Genomic DNA, 17,653 nt, shown 5'->3' on the forward strand with positions numbered 1-17,653 from the left:
TATGAAACAGTTTCTAGCATTTGTCAGAAAGGAATTTTACCACGTGCTCCGCGACCGCCGCACGCTGCTGATCCTCTTTGGCATGCCCATCGCGCAGATATTGATCTTCGGTTTCGCACTAACCAACGAGGTGAAGGATTCCGAAATCCTGGTTGTGGATTATGCCAAAGACAATGCTTCGCAGGAGCTGCTGACGAGGATCGGTGCGAGCCGGTACTTCAATATCCGGCAGGCTGCATTGAGCCATAAGGAGATATTGGGCACGTTTCAGAAAGGGAAAATCAAAGCGGTAGTCGTGTTTCCGGTGAATTTCAATGAGGATTTACTGCATCACAACAAGGCCCAAGTCCAGATCATTACAGATGCCAGTGACGTGAATACGGCGAATATGATTACGAACTACCTTTCGTCGATCATTATGGATTACCAGAACCAGGTTAACCAAAACCTGGAAATTCCTTACCGCATTACGCCCGAGGTACGCATGCTTTATAACCCGCAGCTCAAAGGTGCGCACGGCTTCGTGCCGGGCGTGATGGCGCTGGTGCTGCTGCTCGTTTCGGTGATGATGACGGCCATTTCCATTGTCCGCGAGAAGGAAACCGGTACGATGGAAATCCTGCTTGTATCGCCATTCAAGCCGGTGCTGGTGATTTTTGCCAAAGCATTCCCTTACCTCGCATTGTCGCTCGTGAATGTGACGGCGATATTGCTGCTGAGCGTTTTTGTGCTCGATTTGCCGGTGAAAGGAAGCGTAGCACTGCTGTTTGCGGAAAGTACGCTGTTTATCATCACCTGTCTGGCGCTGGGCATTTTTATATCCATTGAAACTGATTCCCAGCAGATTGCGATGCTCATTTCGCTGATGGGTATGCTGCTGCCGACGATGATGTTCAGCGGTTTCCTGTTCCCGATCGAGAATATGCCGTTGCCATTGCAGATCATTTCGAATATTGTGCCTTCCAAATGGTTTTACATTATCGTCAAATCGATTATGATCAAAGGATTAGGGATCTCGGCGCTTTGGAAAGAGACGCTGATTTTGCTCGGTATGACGGTATTTCTGTTGCTGGTGAGTTTGAAAAGCTTTAAAATCCGTTTGCAATGAGGACATTACGATTTTTGTTACGCAAAGAATTCCGGCAGATTTTCAGGGACAAATCCATTGTGGCGATGATCTTCTTCATGCCCATGGTGCAGTTGATCCTCATGCCGCTAGCAGCCGACTATGAGGTGAGGAATATCAATTTGTCGATTGTTGATCATGATAAATCACCTTATTCTCAAAAACTGATCTCCAAAATTGTAGCATCCGGCTACTTCCGGCTTACGGGCTACAATGCGTCATTTAAAGAGGCGTTCGGCCTGATCGAATCCGATAGGGCAGACCTGATCCTCGAAATCCCGCATGATTTTGAAAGAAACCTGATACGCGAGGACCATCATGAGAAACTGTTTGTGGCGGTGAATGCGATCAATGGTACGAAGGCAAGCCTGGGCGGTTCGTATCTCGGCAGCATTATCGGTGATTTCAATGCGGATATCCGGATGCAGCTCGTTACGCCGCCAAGGTTCAGCCAGTTTCCGATGATCGAAGTAGTAGCTTCCAATTGGTTCAACCCGGTTTTGAACTACAAGGTGTTTATTGTCCCGGGCATTCTTGCGATCCTGGTAACGATGGTCGGCGGGTTCTTGTCGGCATTGAATATCGTGCGGGAAAAGGAGATAGGCACCATCGAGCAGATCAACGTGACGCCTATCCAAAAGCACATTTTTATTTTGGGTAAACTAATTCCCTTCTGGGTTTTGGCCAATATCGTTTTCACAATAGGCCTGCTGGTGGCGCGGTTTGTGTACGGAATTGTGCCGGTAGGAAGTTTGCTGACACTCTATGCATTCATTTCCGTGTATCTGCTGGCCGTTTTGGGCTTCGGGTTGCTCGTATCGACGTTTTGTGACACCCAGCAGCAGGCTATGTTCATCATGTTCTTTTTCATGATGCTCTTCATACTGCTGGGCGGTTTGTTCACTTCTATCGATAGCATGCCCGACTGGGCAAAGGTGATCACACGCGTGAATCCGGTGCGCTACATGATCGAAGTCATGCGGATGGTCATTCTCAAAGGCAGCAGTTTCAAGGATGTGCTGCCACACGTAGGGGTAGTAGCCCTGATGGCATTGGTACTGAACAGCTGGGCGGTTTTGAATTATAAGAAGACGAATTGAGTTTTTGACCGCCGACCGCCGACCGCCGACCGCCGACCGCCGACCGCCGACCGCCGACCGCCGATGGGCCGACCATGGTCTATGGTCCCAATGTCGCAAGTCATCTCACAACCCGTCGGCGGTCAGCGTTCGGTGGTCGGCGGTCACCTAATCCATCTCCACCATCGCCTTAATAACCCCGTTTGCCGGGTCTAGCCAGCTTTCGAATTCGTCTTTCACCCGGCCGAATGTTACGCGGTGGGTGATGTATGTTTTGGGGTCGACGAGGCCGTTTTTCATGCTGTGGATCACGTGCTCGAAATCGGCGCGGGTGGCGTTGCGGCTGCTCATTAAAGTAGCCTCGCGCTTGTGAAATTCGGGATGGTTGAATGCGATTTCGCCTTTTTGAAGACCTACGAGCACATATTTGCCGCCGTGCGCGAGGTAAGCGAATGCGTTATTGATGGCACGCAGGTTGCCGGTAGCGTCGATAACGACGGTCGGCATATCGCCATTGGTGATTTCTGCAAGGCGTTCTGCGACGTTTTCCGTCATGCCGTTTATGGTATGCTCCACGCCGATGCGCTCCCGGCAGAAGGCCAGGCGCTGGTCGTTGATATCCAATGCGATCACTTTCCCACCGGCAATGCGGGCAAATTCCATGGTTCCTAATCCGATAGGCCCTGCACCGACTACCAGCACAAATTCATCCTTGCGTACATCCGCGCGACGTACGCCATGCGCGCCTATCGCGAGCGGCTCCACGAGGGCGAGCTCATCGAAGCTGAGGCCGTCGCCATGTACGAGCGAGTAAGAGGGAACGGAGAGATACTCCACCATCCCGCCGTCGATATGCACGCCCGACACTTTCAGGCTGGTGCAGCAGTTGGGCTTGCCATTGCGGCAGGCCACGCATTTGCCGCAATTGAAATAGGGTACAAATGTAACCGCCTCGCCTTTCACAAAGCCCGGTGCATCGGTTTCGACGATCTCGCCTGCCAGTTCATGGCCGAGGATTCTCGGGTAGTTGAAGAAAGGCTGCGTTCCCTCGAACGCGTGCAAATCGGTTCCGCAAATGCCTATTCTTTTGATTTTCAGTATGCTATGTCCCGGCGTGGCTACGGGCGCTTCGGCTTGTTCATAGGAGAACGAGCCGGGTGTGGTACAAACGAGTATTTCCATCGATCGTGATCAGGAGTTGGCCAGCGCGCGGTCGAGGTGGACGTAGCCGCCGTCGACGTAAATGAGCTGCCCGGTAGTGTGGCTTGATTTTTCAGAAAGCAGGAAAACGGTCATATTCGCGATTTCTTCTGCCGTGGTCATGCGGTTTTCCAAGGGAATATTAGCCGTAATGGAAGCCAGTTTTTCTTTCGGGTTCGGTAATGTCTCGATCCATTTTTCGTACAGCGGCGTCCAGCATTCGGCTACGATCACCGAGTTGACGCGGATGCCGTATTTCAACAATTCCACCGCCCATTCGCGCGTCAGCGCATTGCGACCGCCGTTGGAAGCGGCATATGCCGACGTTCCACCCTGGCCGGTGTCCGCCGTTTTGGAACTGATATTCACGATAGAACCTTTGGAAGCCTTCAATGCCGGTAATGCATAATGCGCCATCAGGTAGTAATGCACCACGTTTTTGTGCAATGAGGCGATAAAGCCTTCATAAGTACCGTTTTCAAGTCCCACACCATCATTCACACCTGCATTATTGACGAGTCCGTCGATCCGGCCGTATTTTTCAAGCACCGCATTCACTGCTTTTTCAGATGCTTCGGGCTGGGTAAGCTCCGCCGCCACCTGGAATGCCTCTTTTCCCTGTGCCGCCAGCGCGTAGACTACTTTCTGGTTGTCTTCGGCATTTCTGCCGACGATTACGGGAATTGCACCTTCGGATGCCAGCACCTGTACGATGCCCTCGCCGATCCCTTTGGCCCCGCCGGTGACGATAATCACCTTATTTTGAAGTTTTAAATCCATTATTTTTTAAATAAATACTTATAAATGAATTGCTTATGCTTAATGCGAAGTGCCCAGCGTCACCTGTTTCACCGAGCTGTTGCGGATCGCGAAGTATAGTACTACGAGGAAACACACGGCAGGGACTATGTAAGCCGTTTGAATGGACGAAATATCCGATACCTGCCCCATAATAACCGGGAAAAAAGCGCCGCCGACAATCGACATGATCACGAGCGACGAACCGATTTTGGTTTTTTCACCCAATCCGCGGATACTCAATGCGAAGATCGTCGGGAACATGATCGACATGAAGAATTCGACGCCTACCAATGCGTAAACCGAGAACATACCGTCTGTAAGCACCGCAATTATGAGCAATACGATGTTGGCAACGCTGTAAATGGCCAGCAAACGCGGCGGCGCAACGAAGCGCATCAGGTAAGTACCGATAAACCGGCCGATCATGAATGCCAGCAATGCGCCGGACAATAAATAGGCTGCCGTTTTCTCATCAATACCAGCCACATGATCAGCGAAACGGATAAAAAAGCTGCTGATACACACCTGTGCGCCTACGTAAAAGAACTGTGCTGTGGTACCGAGAATGAGGTTCTTTTCGCCCCAGATAGAGCCGGACGGTTTTTGTTCAACCTCTTCTTCCTCCTTGATTTCCGGCAACGAAGTCCGCCAGATCATTACCGCAACCAGCAATACCACCAAGCCGATCAGTATAAACGGAATCTGCACCGACGATGCTTCTTCGTTCAGATACGCATTCAGCTGGTCGGGAGACATCGCCGCGTGCTCGGCCTCGCTGAGCGTTTTCCCCGAAAGAATAAATTTCCCACCCATCAGCGGCGCCAGAAATGCCGCCAGCCCATTGAACGATTGCGCAAAATTGAGGCGCTGCGTGGCCGAATCGGCGTCACCCAGCACGGTAATGTAGGGATTAGCTGCCGTTTCGAGCATTGTTAACCCGCTGGCAATCACAAATAAGGCAAACAAAAAGAACCCGAAATGCCGCATTTCAGCGGCAGGGTAAAAGAGGAATGAGCCAGCGGCAAAAAGTAGCAATCCAAAGGCGATACCGGCCTTGTATCCGTACTTTTTCATGAAAAGCCCGGCGGGCAATGCAATCAGGAAGTAGGCGATGTAGGAAGCGGAGTCGATCAGCGCCGATTGGAAGTCGCTGAGCTGACAGGCTTTCTTTAAATGCGGGATCAGGATCGGGTTAAGGTTGAGCGCGAAGCCCCATAGAAAAAACAGTGACGTGATGAGGATGACAGCCAGCCGCGTCTTACGATCGGTCATAAGGTTAAGTTATTAATAGATGCAGGAACGGCTGTAAAGTAAAACAAAACAATGCAAAGGAATTCTATTTTTTTACGGGGAAATACTGCTTCCCCTCATAAATATTCCAATACATTGTTTTGCAAACGCTGGTTGTCAGATATTCAGCTGCCGCTGCACTTCGTCCTTTTTCCGGCGCGATACCTCTATGCGCGAGCCGTCGGAGAGGATGATAAACTCGTTGTTGTTACTGATCCGGATAATATGGTCGATGTTGACCAGGTGCGACTTATGGGTCCGTACAAAACGGAACTTGGCCAGCATGTCCTCGAAATATTTAAGCGTTTTGCTGGCAATGAACGGCCGTTTGTTGATCAGATGGATGATCGTGTAGTTGCGGTCGGCTTCGAGGCGCAGGATTTCGTGTACCATAAAGAAGAAAACCCCTTCGCTTGAAGGTACCGCCAGCCGGAAATCCTTGATGTCCCGCTTGTCGATATTGGCCGCGAGATTGTCGAAAAGCAATTTTCGCTGACGGAAGCTCTCGCTTCTGGTGTAATGCCGTTTCACCGCCTCCTGCAAATCTTCCGGATCAATCGGTTTCAGCAGGTAATCCAGGGCACTGAAGCGGATTGCCTGAATGGCGTAGCTGTTATGTGCCGTGATGAAAATGACGTCGAAATCGGGATTGTTGGGTAGCTGTAAAAAATCAAAACCGTTCTGATGCGGCATTTCCACGTCGAGGAAGACCAGATCGGGCAGGTAGAATTCCATCAGGCTTTTGGCTTCGTCCACCGATCCGGCAGTCCGTACCTCCGAGATATCGGGTACGTAAGTGAGGATAAGTTGGTGCAAAACATTGCGGGCTCTTGGCTCGTCGTCGATGATCAGCGCTTTTATCATAGTGGGTACAGCGTTAAAATACCTTGTGACCACAGCTCACCCGGCTGCGATTTTTTTACAAAGTATGATAACGGACACAACCGCGCCTACTCCAATGTCCGTATGGTAGCAAACGGTTATTGAAAGGAACGGAGCCTGCTGATACACCCGATTTTATGGGGTGTTGGAGGGGGAATTCTAATGCGCTTCGCCTCCGTAGCCGACGGGTTTTTTCTGGAAACTGTAAATCAGGTAGAACAGCGCAGGCAAAATCAGGATGCTGCCCAGCAAGAGCGCCCAGCCGAGCGCTTCGATCGTTTTTTCCTGACCGGCATGCTGCGTGAGCGACAAATAGCCGCCGTCTTTCAGGATAACGATATTCGGAAAATGTTTGAAAGTGGTGGTAAGCAGGATCATCGTCACCTGAAAACCAGCCAGCGGCCTGAGTAGCCCGATTTTTCCCTGATAAAGCAAGGCCCACATCCAGACCAGCGAGAGCGTGGCCGAAAGAATGGCAATGCGGCCCACCCAGTTGCCGAACACCCAGTCGAACAGCGGGATATGCTCATACCACGCGGCGGCAAACACCAATGCACCGCAAATGACCGCAGCGATATTGAAAAACTGTGCTTTATGCGCAAACCGCAGCCGTTCGTGCTCAACCGTGGTTTCGCCGATGAGGTAAACCGACGCCAGGAACCCGCAGATCGACACCGTGAACAATCCTACCGTAACGGAAAACCAATGTAGCCAACTGAAAATATAGGCATCGACAAACGTCGCAGCCTGCGGATCGATATGCCCGGAAACGGCGCTTCCCGCGATAATACCCAGAAAAAGCGGCGTGGTGAAGCTGGAAATCGCGAAAATGGTATTGTATAAGTGCTGCATATCATCCACGACGGCATCGTAATGCCTGAAAGTGAAAGCGGTACCGCGTGCGATAATGCCGATCAGCATGACCGTCAGCGGAATGTGCAGGTTCACCGACATGGTCGAGTAAATCACCGGGAAGCCTACGAACAGGATTACGATTGCAATGATCAGCCACATATGATTGGCTTCCCAAATAGGCCCGATGGCCGAATAAAGCGTTTTGCGGGTCACCTGCTTGTTCTTTTGCGAAGTGAAAAGTTCGATAATCCCCGCACCAAAATCCGCCCCACCTAGCAGCAGGTAAAGCAAAATCGACGCCCAGAGATATGTGATGACGATGTAGAGCATTGTTTTTGTGATTGGGTTGTTGAGTTGACCGCCGACGACCGACGGCTGACCGCCGAATGCTTGTGGCCAGCGTTGCCGGCTGACTATGGACCATCGACGATAGGCAATCGACCATGATTTTTGTTCTTAATCCAGCGGACGATCGGCGGTCGGCGGTCGGTGGTCGGCGGTCAATGTTCCATGGTCGCTGTTATCATACAACGCCCCAACCATCTTAATCTGCCGGTACAGCATGAAAACCACGAATGCGGCTAGCGAGACGTAAATGGCTGTGAACAAGTAGAATGAATAGGCGATGCCGGGCATGGGCGTTACGGCGTCGGCGGTGCGCATGATGCCGTAGATGATCCACGGCTGGCGGCCTACTTCGGTGACGGTCCAACCGGCTTCTACGGCGATGAAACCGAGCGGCGTCGCTAATGCAAAGATTTTGAGCAGCCACGGTGCTTGCAGCCAACTCCGTTTCTTCCATAAAGCCGCAAAATAGAGCACGGACACAAGCATCATCGCCATGCCCATTCCTACCATAATCTGGAATGCATAATGCGTTATCGAGACGGGCGGGTGGTTTTCTTCCGGAATGCGGTCGAGGCCGGTTACTTCGGATTTGAAATCCCCGTGCGCAAGGAAGCTCAGGAAGCCTGGCAGTTTGATGGCGAAATCGACCTTTTTCTCGGCTTCATTGGGGATACCCCCTACAATGAGCGCTGCTGATTTTTCGGTGTGAAAATGCGCTTCCATCGCCGCCAGCTTGGCCGGTTGACGAATAGCGACGTCTTTGGCAGAAATATCACCGCTCAATGGCTGTACCAATGCGGCCACGCAGCCGAATGCCGCCGCGATCGTGAAGGATTTGGTATGGAAGAGCACATTGCTCCCGCGCAGGATCATGAGCGCGTGTACCCCCGCAACCGCGAAGCCCGTGGCGGCGAATGCGGCGATCGTCATGTGCAATGCCTGCGAGAACCACGCTTCGTTGAACATCGCCGCAATCGGGTCGATATTGAGGTATTGTCCGTTAATGTACTCGAAACCTGCCGGGCTGTTCATCCATGCATTGGCTGCGACCACGAGTATGCCCGACGCGAGCCCGCTCACCCCCACAACCACGCCCGTGAACCAGTGGAACCACGGATTGAACCGGTCCCAACCGTAGAGGAAAAAGCCAAGCGCGATCGCTTCAATAAAAAATGCCGTTCCTTCGAGGGAAAACGGCATTCCGAAAATCGGTCCGGCATGTTTCATAAACTCCGGCCATAAAAGCCCGAGCTCGAACGACAGCACCGTACCCGACACTGCACCGGTTGCAAAAAAGATCGCAACGCCTTTACTCCATGCTTTTGTAACGTTTTTATAGACCGTCTGGCTGGTTTTGAGATAGTAATAATGGGCAACGGCCATAAAGAACGGCATGACCATTCCGATACAGGAAAATATGATGTGAAACCCCAGCGAGAGGGCCATTTGGGATCTGGCGGCTATGAAGTCGTTCATGGGAATAGATTTACTGAAAAAATATCGTTTTCCGGGTTAGGAACAGCCTGCCAAAGGGTATTTCAAAACTAGTCAAGACTTTTTAGAACAACCATCATTTCTGCTAAAATGATCGGGTTTTTGGCCTTTTTTTATCAAAATGTTTCAAGCGTTAACAAAACCATGAACAGGGTGAAAAAAATCATTGCCATTCTGCTATTGCTGGCGGCCAATGCGCACGCACAATTCCAGCAACCATGGGTGATCGACGCCCGGCACATCAAGGTCGACACGTTGCTATGGGACCTGACCGACCTCAGTAAAGCCCCGCAATCCCGCTGGCTCGACGATAGCAGTGCCGTGCGATCGCTGTTGTATACGAGCGTGGATTTCGAAGGCAAGCCGACGGAGGTATTCGCTTACTATTCCAATCCGGACATCATCGCTGGCCGACCGGCAACTAACCAGAAGTTCCCGGGCCTGGTGCTGATCCACGGCGGCGGCGGCAAAGCATTCCGAGAATGGGTGGAAAAATGGGCAAACGAGGGCTATGCGGCTATTGCAATGGACCTCTCGGGCAATGGCGCCGATGGCCGGAAGGTGGAGCAGCCCGGGCCGGAGCAGTCCGCTGAAATCAAGTTTCAGAATATCGAAAAGGGTAATTTAAAGAACGTGTGGACCTACCACGCCGTTGCGAGCGCTATTCTGGCGCATTCGCTGTTACTAAGCTTCCCGGAAATCGATCCGCTGCGTACAGGCGTGACCGGCATTAGCTGGGGAGGGTACCTTACCTGCCTCGTGGCCAGTCTCGACAGCCGGTTCATCGCCGCCGCGCCGGTGTATGGATGTGGGTACTATGATGAATCGGATGTTTTCAAGCAAAACCTGCATGCATTGTCACCTGCTGCGAAAAAGCGGTGGATGAAGTTTTTCGACCCATCGGCCTACCTGCCTTATTCCAAGCCATTTATGTTTTTTATTAATGGAAATAAAGACAAACATTACAACGTGGGCCCTTACATTAAGACCTATGAATTGAGTAAAAACAAACAGATCTGCATCATCCCCGACATGCCGCACAGCCATAAAGACGGCTGGGAGCCCGTGGAAATCAAGACTTTTTTCGACGGCGCATTAAATGGAAATCCGCGCCCATTTGTGGCAACGAGCGCCATTACTTCCGATAAAAACCAGTTGACAGTGCTGCTGAAACCGGTCGCCAGCAAGCAGGTAGCATCGGCGGAATTTTACTATACCAATGATGTGACTTCCGACAACGAGCACCGCGCCTGGAACCACATCCCGGCAACGATCAACGAGGACACACAAACCATCGTCCAACCCATCCCGAAAGAAGGCTACAAGTATGCGTTTTTCTATTTGAAAGATGCGGACGGCGTTTCGGGAACTACGGTGTTTTTGAAGGATGGGAAAATGGATTAGCTTTTTTCGGCAGATTCCTGATTCTTTTTCTCCGCCAGCCGCCGCTTCACAATATCCCCGGGATATTTCAATGCCAGCTCACGAATATCATAAGTAAACTCCTTGAAAGTCTCTTCCCAAACCTCAGCCTCACCTGGCGCATACTCGTAAAAACCATGTGAATTGAGAACGCCCTTGCCGCCTTCCCGCACGACTTTATCGATCAGCTCGGGTACTTCGGTGCTGTTGTTGAGGGTAGGGAGCAGGTTTTTCATAACGGTGTGGTATGCGGGAACACCCGTGAGATCCATCCAGCGGAACACGCCGACCAATGTCATAAAATAGCCCGCATTGTTGCGGCACGAGCGGTCTACGTCTTCGATGGTGGCATAACCATTCTCTACCAGGCTGATCGCCTCGCGGTACATCGCGTACATGAGGCGGTTGGTGATGAAGCCGGCAATGTCTTTCCGCACCAGAATGGGCTCTTTGCCCCACAAATGCGAGAGTTCGTACAGGTACTCGCCGTTTTGAATGTCCGTCTCATCCCCGCAGATGATTTCCAGAAAGCGGGTCGTATGTGCGGGCTCGGTCCAATGCAGGCCGAGGAAGCGCGAAGGATGTTGCGTGAGTTTTTGAAGCTGGCTGATCGGAATGGCGGAAGTATTGCTGGTGAGCAGCGCGTCCGGTGCTATTTCCTTTTCTATTTTTTGATATACCGCATGCTTAATATCGATGTTCTCGATCGTGCATTCATTGACGAGTTTGCAAGGATGGAGCACGGAGTAGTCTTCGGTAATGATCAGTTTCCGCAGGTAAAACTCGGGTTCATTATCGATAATGCCGTTTTGCCAGGCATTCTGCAAATGCTCCCGGATACGGCGTTCGGCATGGTCGAGGTCGGCGGGGATGGGCGCGATGGCCGCTACCGGGTGACCGGCGATGAGCAGGCAGGTTACAATACTGCAACCCATTAGACCTAGACCTACGATGCCGACGGGTATTTCATTTGGATTCATTGCAAAAAGCGGATTTAGGATTTGATGCGGGAAAGATAATGTTAAAAGCGCATCCCGGCGGCCGGTTACTACAAAAAAGCCCCGAAACCATTGGCTCCGGGGCTTATATCGACCTATCTAAGATCTAGCGTGACCAGCTGTCCACTTCACTTTCCACTTCCTCTCTGGTTTTGCCGATCTTCTTCTGAATCTTTCCAAGAAGTTCATCTTCTTTTCCTTCTTCATAAAGCAGGTCGTCGTCGGTCAAGTCAGCGTATTGTTGCTTGAACTTTCCTTTGAGTTCGTTCCAGTTGCCTTTAACTTGTTGTGTGAATGAGCTCATGATTGTGTGGTTTTTGGTTTGATAATGTCGCTTTTTGCAAGCGTTTGGTACACTATCAGGTTAAACAACCATTCCAATGGGAAAACAGGCTTCCTGGCCGTATCGGCACGAATCAATGAGCAAAAATTTACACGAAACGTCCAAAATCGTGGTTAGTGAGCCGCGAAAAATGCGAGTTTGACATTACCCGATTAGCTTGTTCAAACGCACAATGCCCTGCACCATCGAGCGCACCGAGTGGTAATTCACTTTCCACGAATGGCTCATGTGCTTCCAGATCGGTTCACCCTGACGAGTTAGCAAAGGGAGCCATTCGCCTACCGAATGGTGGATCATTTTGTCAAATACAAAACGGTGGGTGGCGTCATAGGCTTTCAAATACTTTTCATCGCCGTAAACCCGGTAGGCATCGAGCATCCCGATAATGACCTCGGCCTGCTGCCAGAATTCCTTCTCGCGGTCGTACACCTCGCCCGCGTGCGAGCCCTCCACGTACACGCCCCCGAACTCCCAGTCGATGCCGTACTCCACAGCGTGGTCGTAGGAGGCTTTTAACTGATCGTGGTATTTGTCATAGGGAATGCCGGCGATGTCGAGCGCGTGCATGAGCAGCCACGCGAACTCTACATTGTGGCCGTAGCTGGTGTTGTCCTCGGCGGCGCTTTTGAGGCCATCCTCGGTGAAGCGGTCCCAGCCCCAGATAATGTCGAATTTGATCTGCGGCGCCACGGTCCAGTCTTCCCAGAACTGCGGAATGCCCGTTTTGTATTGCGGGTGCATGATCTTATTGATGAGCAAATTGATGATTTCAATGAGCTTGCGGCGGTGAACCTGCTTGCCCGACGCTTCATATAATGTCGTAAATGCTTCCATAAGGTGCATGTGTGCATCGAGCGTCTTCCGATCGCCCCCGGCAGCACCAGGCCCTTTCAAGTCCCAGTTGCGGTGGAACATTTCGAAATAGCCGCCATAATAGGTATCCGCGCCGTGTTTTTGGAGTAAATCAAAAACCTTTTCTGCGTATTCCAAACCGCGCGGATCGCCGGTGGCTAATGTATATTCCGCCAGACTGTAAATCGCGAAACTGTGCCCGTAGACGATTTTTTCATCGATTTTGACATTGCCTTTACGGTCCATCAACCAGTAAAACCCGCCGTACTCGTTATCCCACATCTTGTCGATCAGAAAATCCACCCCGTGACGGGCAATTTCGGCAAAGCGGCCCTCACCGTGGCCCGCGCGGTGTGCCGAGGAGAAGGTATAAACCGTGCGCGTCTGGGCGATCAGCGACTTTTCGTCCTCTCCCGAATCATTGCCTGCATTATCGAAATGGGTGATAAAACCGCCGTTTGCCTTGTCCACAGCGCGATTTTCCCAGAAAGGAAGCAATTCGTTGGTCAAATGCTGGCGGATCTCCTCGCGGTAGCTTTTCAATTGATCTACATTCATTGGATTAAAATATGGTCAGAGTTTTTGAAATGGTTGTTGGATATACTTCAATGGGACCCGCGTCGGCTATCGATGCGCGTCGATTATCACTATAAATATTTTTTTCTGGAATATTTACTCTACAATGGTCGCTACTGCGGGCCGTGCGCTTGCAAATGCTGATCCATACGTCGTAATTCGCAATGAATTCATCAATCCCGATCCCCATGAGCAACTCTGAAATCGTAGAAGTCCTCGAACTAACCGCCAAGCTGCTGGAACTGCATAATGCCGATCCTTTCAAGATCAAAGGCTATTCCGTAGCGGCTTTTTACCTGGACAAATACAAGGAAGGCGAGCTGCAATTGATGACCGAGCAGGAGCTTACCAAATTGCAGGGGGTTGGGAAAAGTACCGCCACGAAAATTGCGCAGATCGCGAAAACCGGCACATTCCCCGAGCTCGAAGAGCTGATCGCCAATACGCCGCTGGGTGTGATGGAAATGTTCAATATCAAAGGCATCGGGCCCAAAAAGATCGCCGTTTTGTGGCAGGAGCTGGGTATCGATAACCTGCACGAGCTGGAACTGGCTTGCTTGAATGGTACGGTTGCCAAAGTGAAGGGTTTCGGGGCGAATACCCAGCAAAAAATCCTCGACTCGCTGGCATTCCTGAAAGACCAGGCCGGGAAGTTGCGCATGGATAAGGCCGAGGCCGTGGCGAAATTGATTGTGGATGAATTGAAAAAGACATTCGATCAGGTGGAAGTGGCAGGGGAGGTCAGGAGGAAAGCGGAGGTGGTCGAATCGATCCGCATTCTTGTAGCGACCGATTCTCCGGCGCTTTTGCAGGCTACCATCGGTGCTATTGAACTGCTGGTGCAGGATGAAAAGATATCATCGCCATTTGTGTGGCGGGGCAATGTGCAGGATGTAGCGGTTGCTATTGAAATCGTGGCCGTAAAACCTGAGCGATTAGTTAATGAACTCTTCCTTGAAACCGCCGGTGCCGATCACCTTGGCCTGGCCGGAACATCGGGCAGCGCTATCTGGCGCCATGCCTACTACGAAACCGCCGACACCGAGCACGCCATTTATGAAAAAGCCGGCTTGCCTTACATCGTACCTGAAATGCGCGAAGGGGCAGGGGAACTCGCCTGGGCGGAAACCCGCACGCCCGATCAACTGGTAACCTGGGATGACCTCAAAGGTATTCTGCACAACCACAGTACCTACTCCGACGGTCAGCATACCCTTGAACAAATGGCGCTGTATTGCCGTGAACTCGGTTTCGAATACCTCGGCATCGCCGACCATTCACAAACCGCTACCTATGCGCAAGGATTGAAAGTAGAAGAAGTGATCCGCCAGCATGAGGAAATAGCCAGGCTGAATGCACGTTTCGCCTCTGAAAATCCTGCAAAGCCATTCAAAATCCTGAAAGGTATAGAATCCGACATCCTCGGCGACGGCTCGCTCGACTACCCGACGGACGTGCTGGCTTCATTCGATTACATTGTCGCTTCCGTACACAGCAACCTCTCGATGACCCTCGAAAAGGCAACAACACGCCTGCTGAAAGCCATTGAAAACCCATATACCACCATTCTGGGTCACCCCACGGGCCGCCTGCTCCTTTCCCGGGAGGGCTACCCGATCGACCACCAGGTGATCATCGACGCCTGCGCCGCCAACGGTGTCGTCATCGAAATCAACGCTTCCCCCTGGCGCCTCGATCTCGACTGGCGCTGGATATCCTATTGCATGGAAAAAGGCGTGATGCTCAGCATCAACCCGGACGCCCACGCCATGGAAGGCTACCTCGATATGCATTACGGCGTAGCCAATGCAAGAAAGGGCGGTTTGACGAAGGATATGACCTTTAATGCGTTGAGTCTGGGGCAGATGGGAGAGTATTTGAAAGGGCGGGCGAGCAAGGTATCGTAACCTATTCTTAAAGTGTAGTTGTAATATAGTTATACTATTTTGAGAGTGCAGTTGCAAAATAGTATAACTATATTTGCAGTGTTTCGACCTTGCATGGCTGGCCGACGTCCGCAATCCCACCAATTTGTTTAAGCTCATTAAACTGCTATCAGTGAGGATAGGAACCAAGCTTGATATTTCCAAACTGACGAGCTTGACAGGGATGGCGAGGCAGACAGTTGAAAACCATCTCGATTTGCTGGAAAAGACGTACCTGATTAAAACGATTCCAGTTCTGGCAAATAGCCCTGACCGCGAAATAGTCAAAGCAAAAAAGGTTTATTTCCTCGATAACGGCATTGCATCGTTAGCGGCAGAGCTAGGCAGCGGATCTAAATTCGAAAATGCTGTATTTAACCAATTAATGCATAGCGGTGAAATTGCCTACTACCAACTCAAAACCGGCCGTGAAATCGATTTTATCCTTGATCAGAAGCAATGTTTTGAAGTGAAAGAAACCGCGACGGAGGCCGACTTGAAGAATACAGAGTCACTGGCAAGGAACCTGGATATCAGCGAGTCGTATGTGATAGGCAGGCACCCTGTTCGGGTATTTGAAGGATTTATCTGGGGAGGCTTTTTACAATAAGCTTCCCCAAAGCGCTCTATAAAACCTTTACTTCCACATCCTTACCCAAAATCCCCTCGGGCAAATTCGTCATAATGCCTTCCTGCAATGCGCCGATGAGCCGGGCTTTCATTTGCTCGCGGTTGACGACCAGGCATACTTCGCGGGCGGGCTCGGGGAAGCGGAAATGGCGGATGTGCTTCCGGCGCTCTTCGGAGAGCTCCATGACGGCCATTTCGGGCAGGATAGTAATGCCGCCATTGCGCTCGACCATGCGGATGAGCGTTTCGATGCTGCCCGAGCGGTAGCTGAAACTGTTGCCGAACTGGCTGCTGCGGCTCAGTTCGCACAAGCGTTGGATCTGCGTGCGGAAGCAATGGCCTTCTTCTAGTAGCCAAAGTTCGTTGGGTTCGATGTCGGTAGGCAGGATGTATTGTTTGGAATACAAATCTGTTTTTTCAGAAACATAAGCGTAAAACCGCTCCTTGTATAGCGGGATTTCCTGCAAACTGTTCTCCTCGGAAACGGACGCGATAATGCCGACGTCGAGATTCCCCATTTTCAGCGCGGTAATAATGCGATCCGTGATCATTTCCGAAACATGGAGCTTGATATCCGGAAAACTCGAAATAAAAGGATTGACAAAATGCGGAAGCAGGTAAGGCGCGATCGTCGGAATGACGCCCACATGCAGCTCGCCGGAAAGGTCGCCGTTGAAATGCTTGGCGATTTCGTTGATCCGCGACGTCTCGCGCAAGATCGTCTTGGCCTGATCGATAATTTCGCGCCCGATGCTCGTGGGCACAATCGGCTGTTTCGTCCTGTCAAAGATTTTAACCGATAATTCCTCTTCCAGCTTCCGGATCATCATCGAAAGGGTAGGCTGCGTAACATTACAATGCTCCGCAGCCTGAATGAAATGGCGGTGGTTGTCTACTGCGACTATATATTCCAGTTGCTGGATATTCATGATCTAATAAGGCGATGCTATAAATTCTATTTATGCAAATATAATAGCTATTACTTTGGTTGATCTAACGGGAGCGGTGCTTTTTGTAATGATTGATTGGCAACCAGCGATTTCATTTGGATAATGGCGATCCTGTTAAGCTCCATCGCCCGTTCCATCACGGAGCGTCCCTGTCCGATCAGCATGGCATTGATACTTTCCAGATTGGACAGCACTACGAGCTGTTCGATCGTAGCAGTTTCGCGCAGGTTGCCACGTTTGGGATGAACGCTCGCCCATTCACGGGCCGTCAAACCAAATAATGCGAGGTTCAAAATGTCGGCTTCTTCGGCATAAATTTTACCCATTGCAACCGGATCCAGTTCTTTCGGGATCAGATTTTCCTTGATCGCGTCGGTTTGAATGGTGTAGTTAATCTTCGCCAGGCTGCGGCGTAAGTCCCATTCGAGGCCCAGCTGTTTGTTTTCTTCATCTTTTAATCGCTGGAATTCTTTGATGAGGTAGAGCTTGAATGAAGGAGAAATCCAGGAAGCGAACTCGAATGCAATGTCCCTATGAGCAAATGTTCCTCCATGATGCCGTCCTGATTTGGAAAAGATTCCGATTGCGTTCGTCTTTTCAACCCAATATTTGGGTGTCAGCACGTAACTGTTGCTCCCGGACTCATTTTTAACATACTCGAATTCGAGTATGTTAAAATCGGGATTATGTAGTTGCTCCCACAAGCCGTTAAACTCAATTGTAAACCTGTTACGCATCCAGTTTGCAATTACCAGCCCTGGGGCTCCGTTCTTTTGCTTCGCAATGTCTGTTAAAGAAATGAAGTCCCCGTTTGGTAGGCTGAGTACGCTAACTTCCTGATCATTTACAAAAAGCTTTTGATTTTTCATTTTCAAAGAATGT

16 protein-coding genes are annotated in these 17,653 nt (G+C 50.9%); 5 read left to right on the forward strand and 11 right to left on the reverse strand.

Annotated elements, in window-relative coordinates; all coding sequences use genetic code 11:
* The first annotated feature begins 1 nt into the window (after position 1).
* Positions 2 to 1,108, forward strand: a complete 1,107-nt coding sequence (locus BLQ88_RS09365) for an ABC transporter permease (RefSeq protein ID WP_090148681.1) — start codon at positions 2 to 4, stop codon at positions 1,106 to 1,108.
* A complete protein-coding gene (locus BLQ88_RS09370) occupies positions 1,105 to 2,226 on the forward strand; it encodes an ABC transporter permease (protein ID WP_090148683.1) in 1,122 nt (373 codons plus the stop codon). The genes BLQ88_RS09365 and BLQ88_RS09370 overlap by 4 nt, the downstream gene beginning before the upstream one ends.
* 147 nt (positions 2,227 to 2,373) lie before the next feature.
* Here the strand turns inward: BLQ88_RS09370 and BLQ88_RS09375 are convergent, their stop codons facing one another.
* The 6 genes from BLQ88_RS09375 to BLQ88_RS09400 form a co-directional block, all read right to left on the reverse strand.
* The gene (locus BLQ88_RS09375; protein ID WP_090148685.1) at positions 2,374 to 3,387 is read right to left on the reverse strand and encodes a zinc-binding alcohol dehydrogenase family protein; all 1,014 of its coding nucleotides are present in this window, start codon (positions 3,385 to 3,387) and stop codon (positions 2,374 to 2,376) included.
* A 9-nt stretch (positions 3,388 to 3,396) separates the two neighbouring features.
* Positions 3,397 to 4,185 (reverse strand): L-fucose dehydrogenase, encoded by a 789-nt coding sequence (locus BLQ88_RS09380; protein ID WP_090148686.1) that lies wholly within the window; start codon positions 4,183 to 4,185, stop codon positions 3,397 to 3,399.
* 39 nt (positions 4,186 to 4,224) lie between these two features.
* Positions 4,225 to 5,478, reverse strand: a complete 1,254-nt coding sequence (gene fucP, locus BLQ88_RS09385) for an L-fucose:H+ symporter permease (protein WP_090148688.1) — start codon at positions 5,476 to 5,478, stop codon at positions 4,225 to 4,227.
* A 135-nt stretch (positions 5,479 to 5,613) separates the two neighbouring features.
* A complete protein-coding gene (locus tag BLQ88_RS09390) occupies positions 5,614 to 6,360 on the reverse strand; it encodes a LytR/AlgR family response regulator transcription factor (protein WP_090148690.1) in 747 nt (248 codons plus the stop codon).
* A 177-nt stretch (positions 6,361 to 6,537) separates the two neighbouring features.
* On the reverse strand, positions 6,538 to 7,563 hold the full coding sequence (locus BLQ88_RS09395; RefSeq protein ID WP_090148692.1) for a cytochrome d ubiquinol oxidase subunit II: 1,026 nt from the start codon (positions 7,561 to 7,563) through the stop codon (positions 6,538 to 6,540).
* Between the two features lie 126 nt (positions 7,564 to 7,689).
* The gene (locus BLQ88_RS09400; RefSeq protein ID WP_090148694.1) at positions 7,690 to 9,057 is read right to left on the reverse strand and encodes a cytochrome ubiquinol oxidase subunit I; all 1,368 of its coding nucleotides are present in this window, start codon (positions 9,055 to 9,057) and stop codon (positions 7,690 to 7,692) included.
* A 171-nt stretch (positions 9,058 to 9,228) separates the two neighbouring features.
* Here BLQ88_RS09400 and BLQ88_RS09405 point away from each other — a divergent pair, with 171 nt between their 5' ends.
* The gene (locus tag BLQ88_RS09405) at positions 9,229 to 10,479 is read left to right on the forward strand and encodes an alpha/beta hydrolase family protein (protein WP_176884954.1); all 1,251 of its coding nucleotides are present in this window, start codon (positions 9,229 to 9,231) and stop codon (positions 10,477 to 10,479) included.
* Here BLQ88_RS09405 and BLQ88_RS09410 read toward each other — a convergent pair.
* The 3 genes from BLQ88_RS09410 to BLQ88_RS09420 form a co-directional block, all read right to left on the reverse strand.
* Complete coding sequence (locus tag BLQ88_RS09410; protein WP_090148697.1) at positions 10,476 to 11,477, reverse strand: 3-hydroxyacyl-CoA dehydrogenase family protein; 1,002 nt, start codon at positions 11,475 to 11,477, stop codon at positions 10,476 to 10,478. The two genes, BLQ88_RS09405 and BLQ88_RS09410, sit on opposite strands and share 4 nt — an antisense overlap.
* 124 nt (positions 11,478 to 11,601) lie before the next feature.
* Positions 11,602 to 11,799, reverse strand: a complete 198-nt coding sequence (locus BLQ88_RS09415; protein ID WP_090148699.1) for a CsbD family protein — start codon at positions 11,797 to 11,799, stop codon at positions 11,602 to 11,604.
* Positions 11,800 to 11,982: 183 nt separating this feature from the next.
* Entirely contained in the window at positions 11,983 to 13,248 is a 1,266-nt protein-coding gene (locus BLQ88_RS09420) for a beta-1,2-mannosidase (protein WP_090148701.1), read from the reverse strand.
* 206 nt (positions 13,249 to 13,454) lie between these two features.
* Here BLQ88_RS09420 and BLQ88_RS09430 point away from each other — a divergent pair, with 206 nt between their 5' ends.
* Both BLQ88_RS09430 and BLQ88_RS09435 read left to right on the forward strand, forming a co-directional pair.
* Positions 13,455 to 15,173: a DNA polymerase/3'-5' exonuclease PolX gene (locus tag BLQ88_RS09430; protein WP_090148704.1), complete on the forward strand. Its 1,719-nt coding sequence runs from the start codon at positions 13,455 to 13,457 to the stop codon at positions 15,171 to 15,173.
* 73 nt (positions 15,174 to 15,246) lie between these two features.
* Entirely contained in the window at positions 15,247 to 15,801 is a 555-nt protein-coding gene (locus BLQ88_RS09435; RefSeq protein WP_229212641.1) for a DUF8612 domain-containing protein, read from the forward strand.
* A gap of 16 nt (positions 15,802 to 15,817) precedes the next feature.
* Here BLQ88_RS09435 and BLQ88_RS09440 read toward each other — a convergent pair whose 3' ends face one another.
* Positions 15,818 to 16,750 (reverse strand): hydrogen peroxide-inducible genes activator, encoded by a 933-nt coding sequence (locus BLQ88_RS09440; protein WP_090148705.1) that lies wholly within the window; start codon positions 16,748 to 16,750, stop codon positions 15,818 to 15,820.
* Positions 16,751 to 16,800: 50 nt separating this feature from the next.
* Complete coding sequence (locus BLQ88_RS09445) at positions 16,801 to 17,640, reverse strand: KilA-N domain-containing protein (protein WP_090148706.1); 840 nt, start codon at positions 17,638 to 17,640, stop codon at positions 16,801 to 16,803.
* Positions 17,641 to 17,653 lie beyond the last annotated feature (13 nt).

Source organism: Dyadobacter soli, from assembly GCF_900101885.1.
GTDB classification, from domain to species: Bacteria; Bacteroidota; Bacteroidia; order Cytophagales; family Spirosomataceae; genus Dyadobacter; species Dyadobacter soli.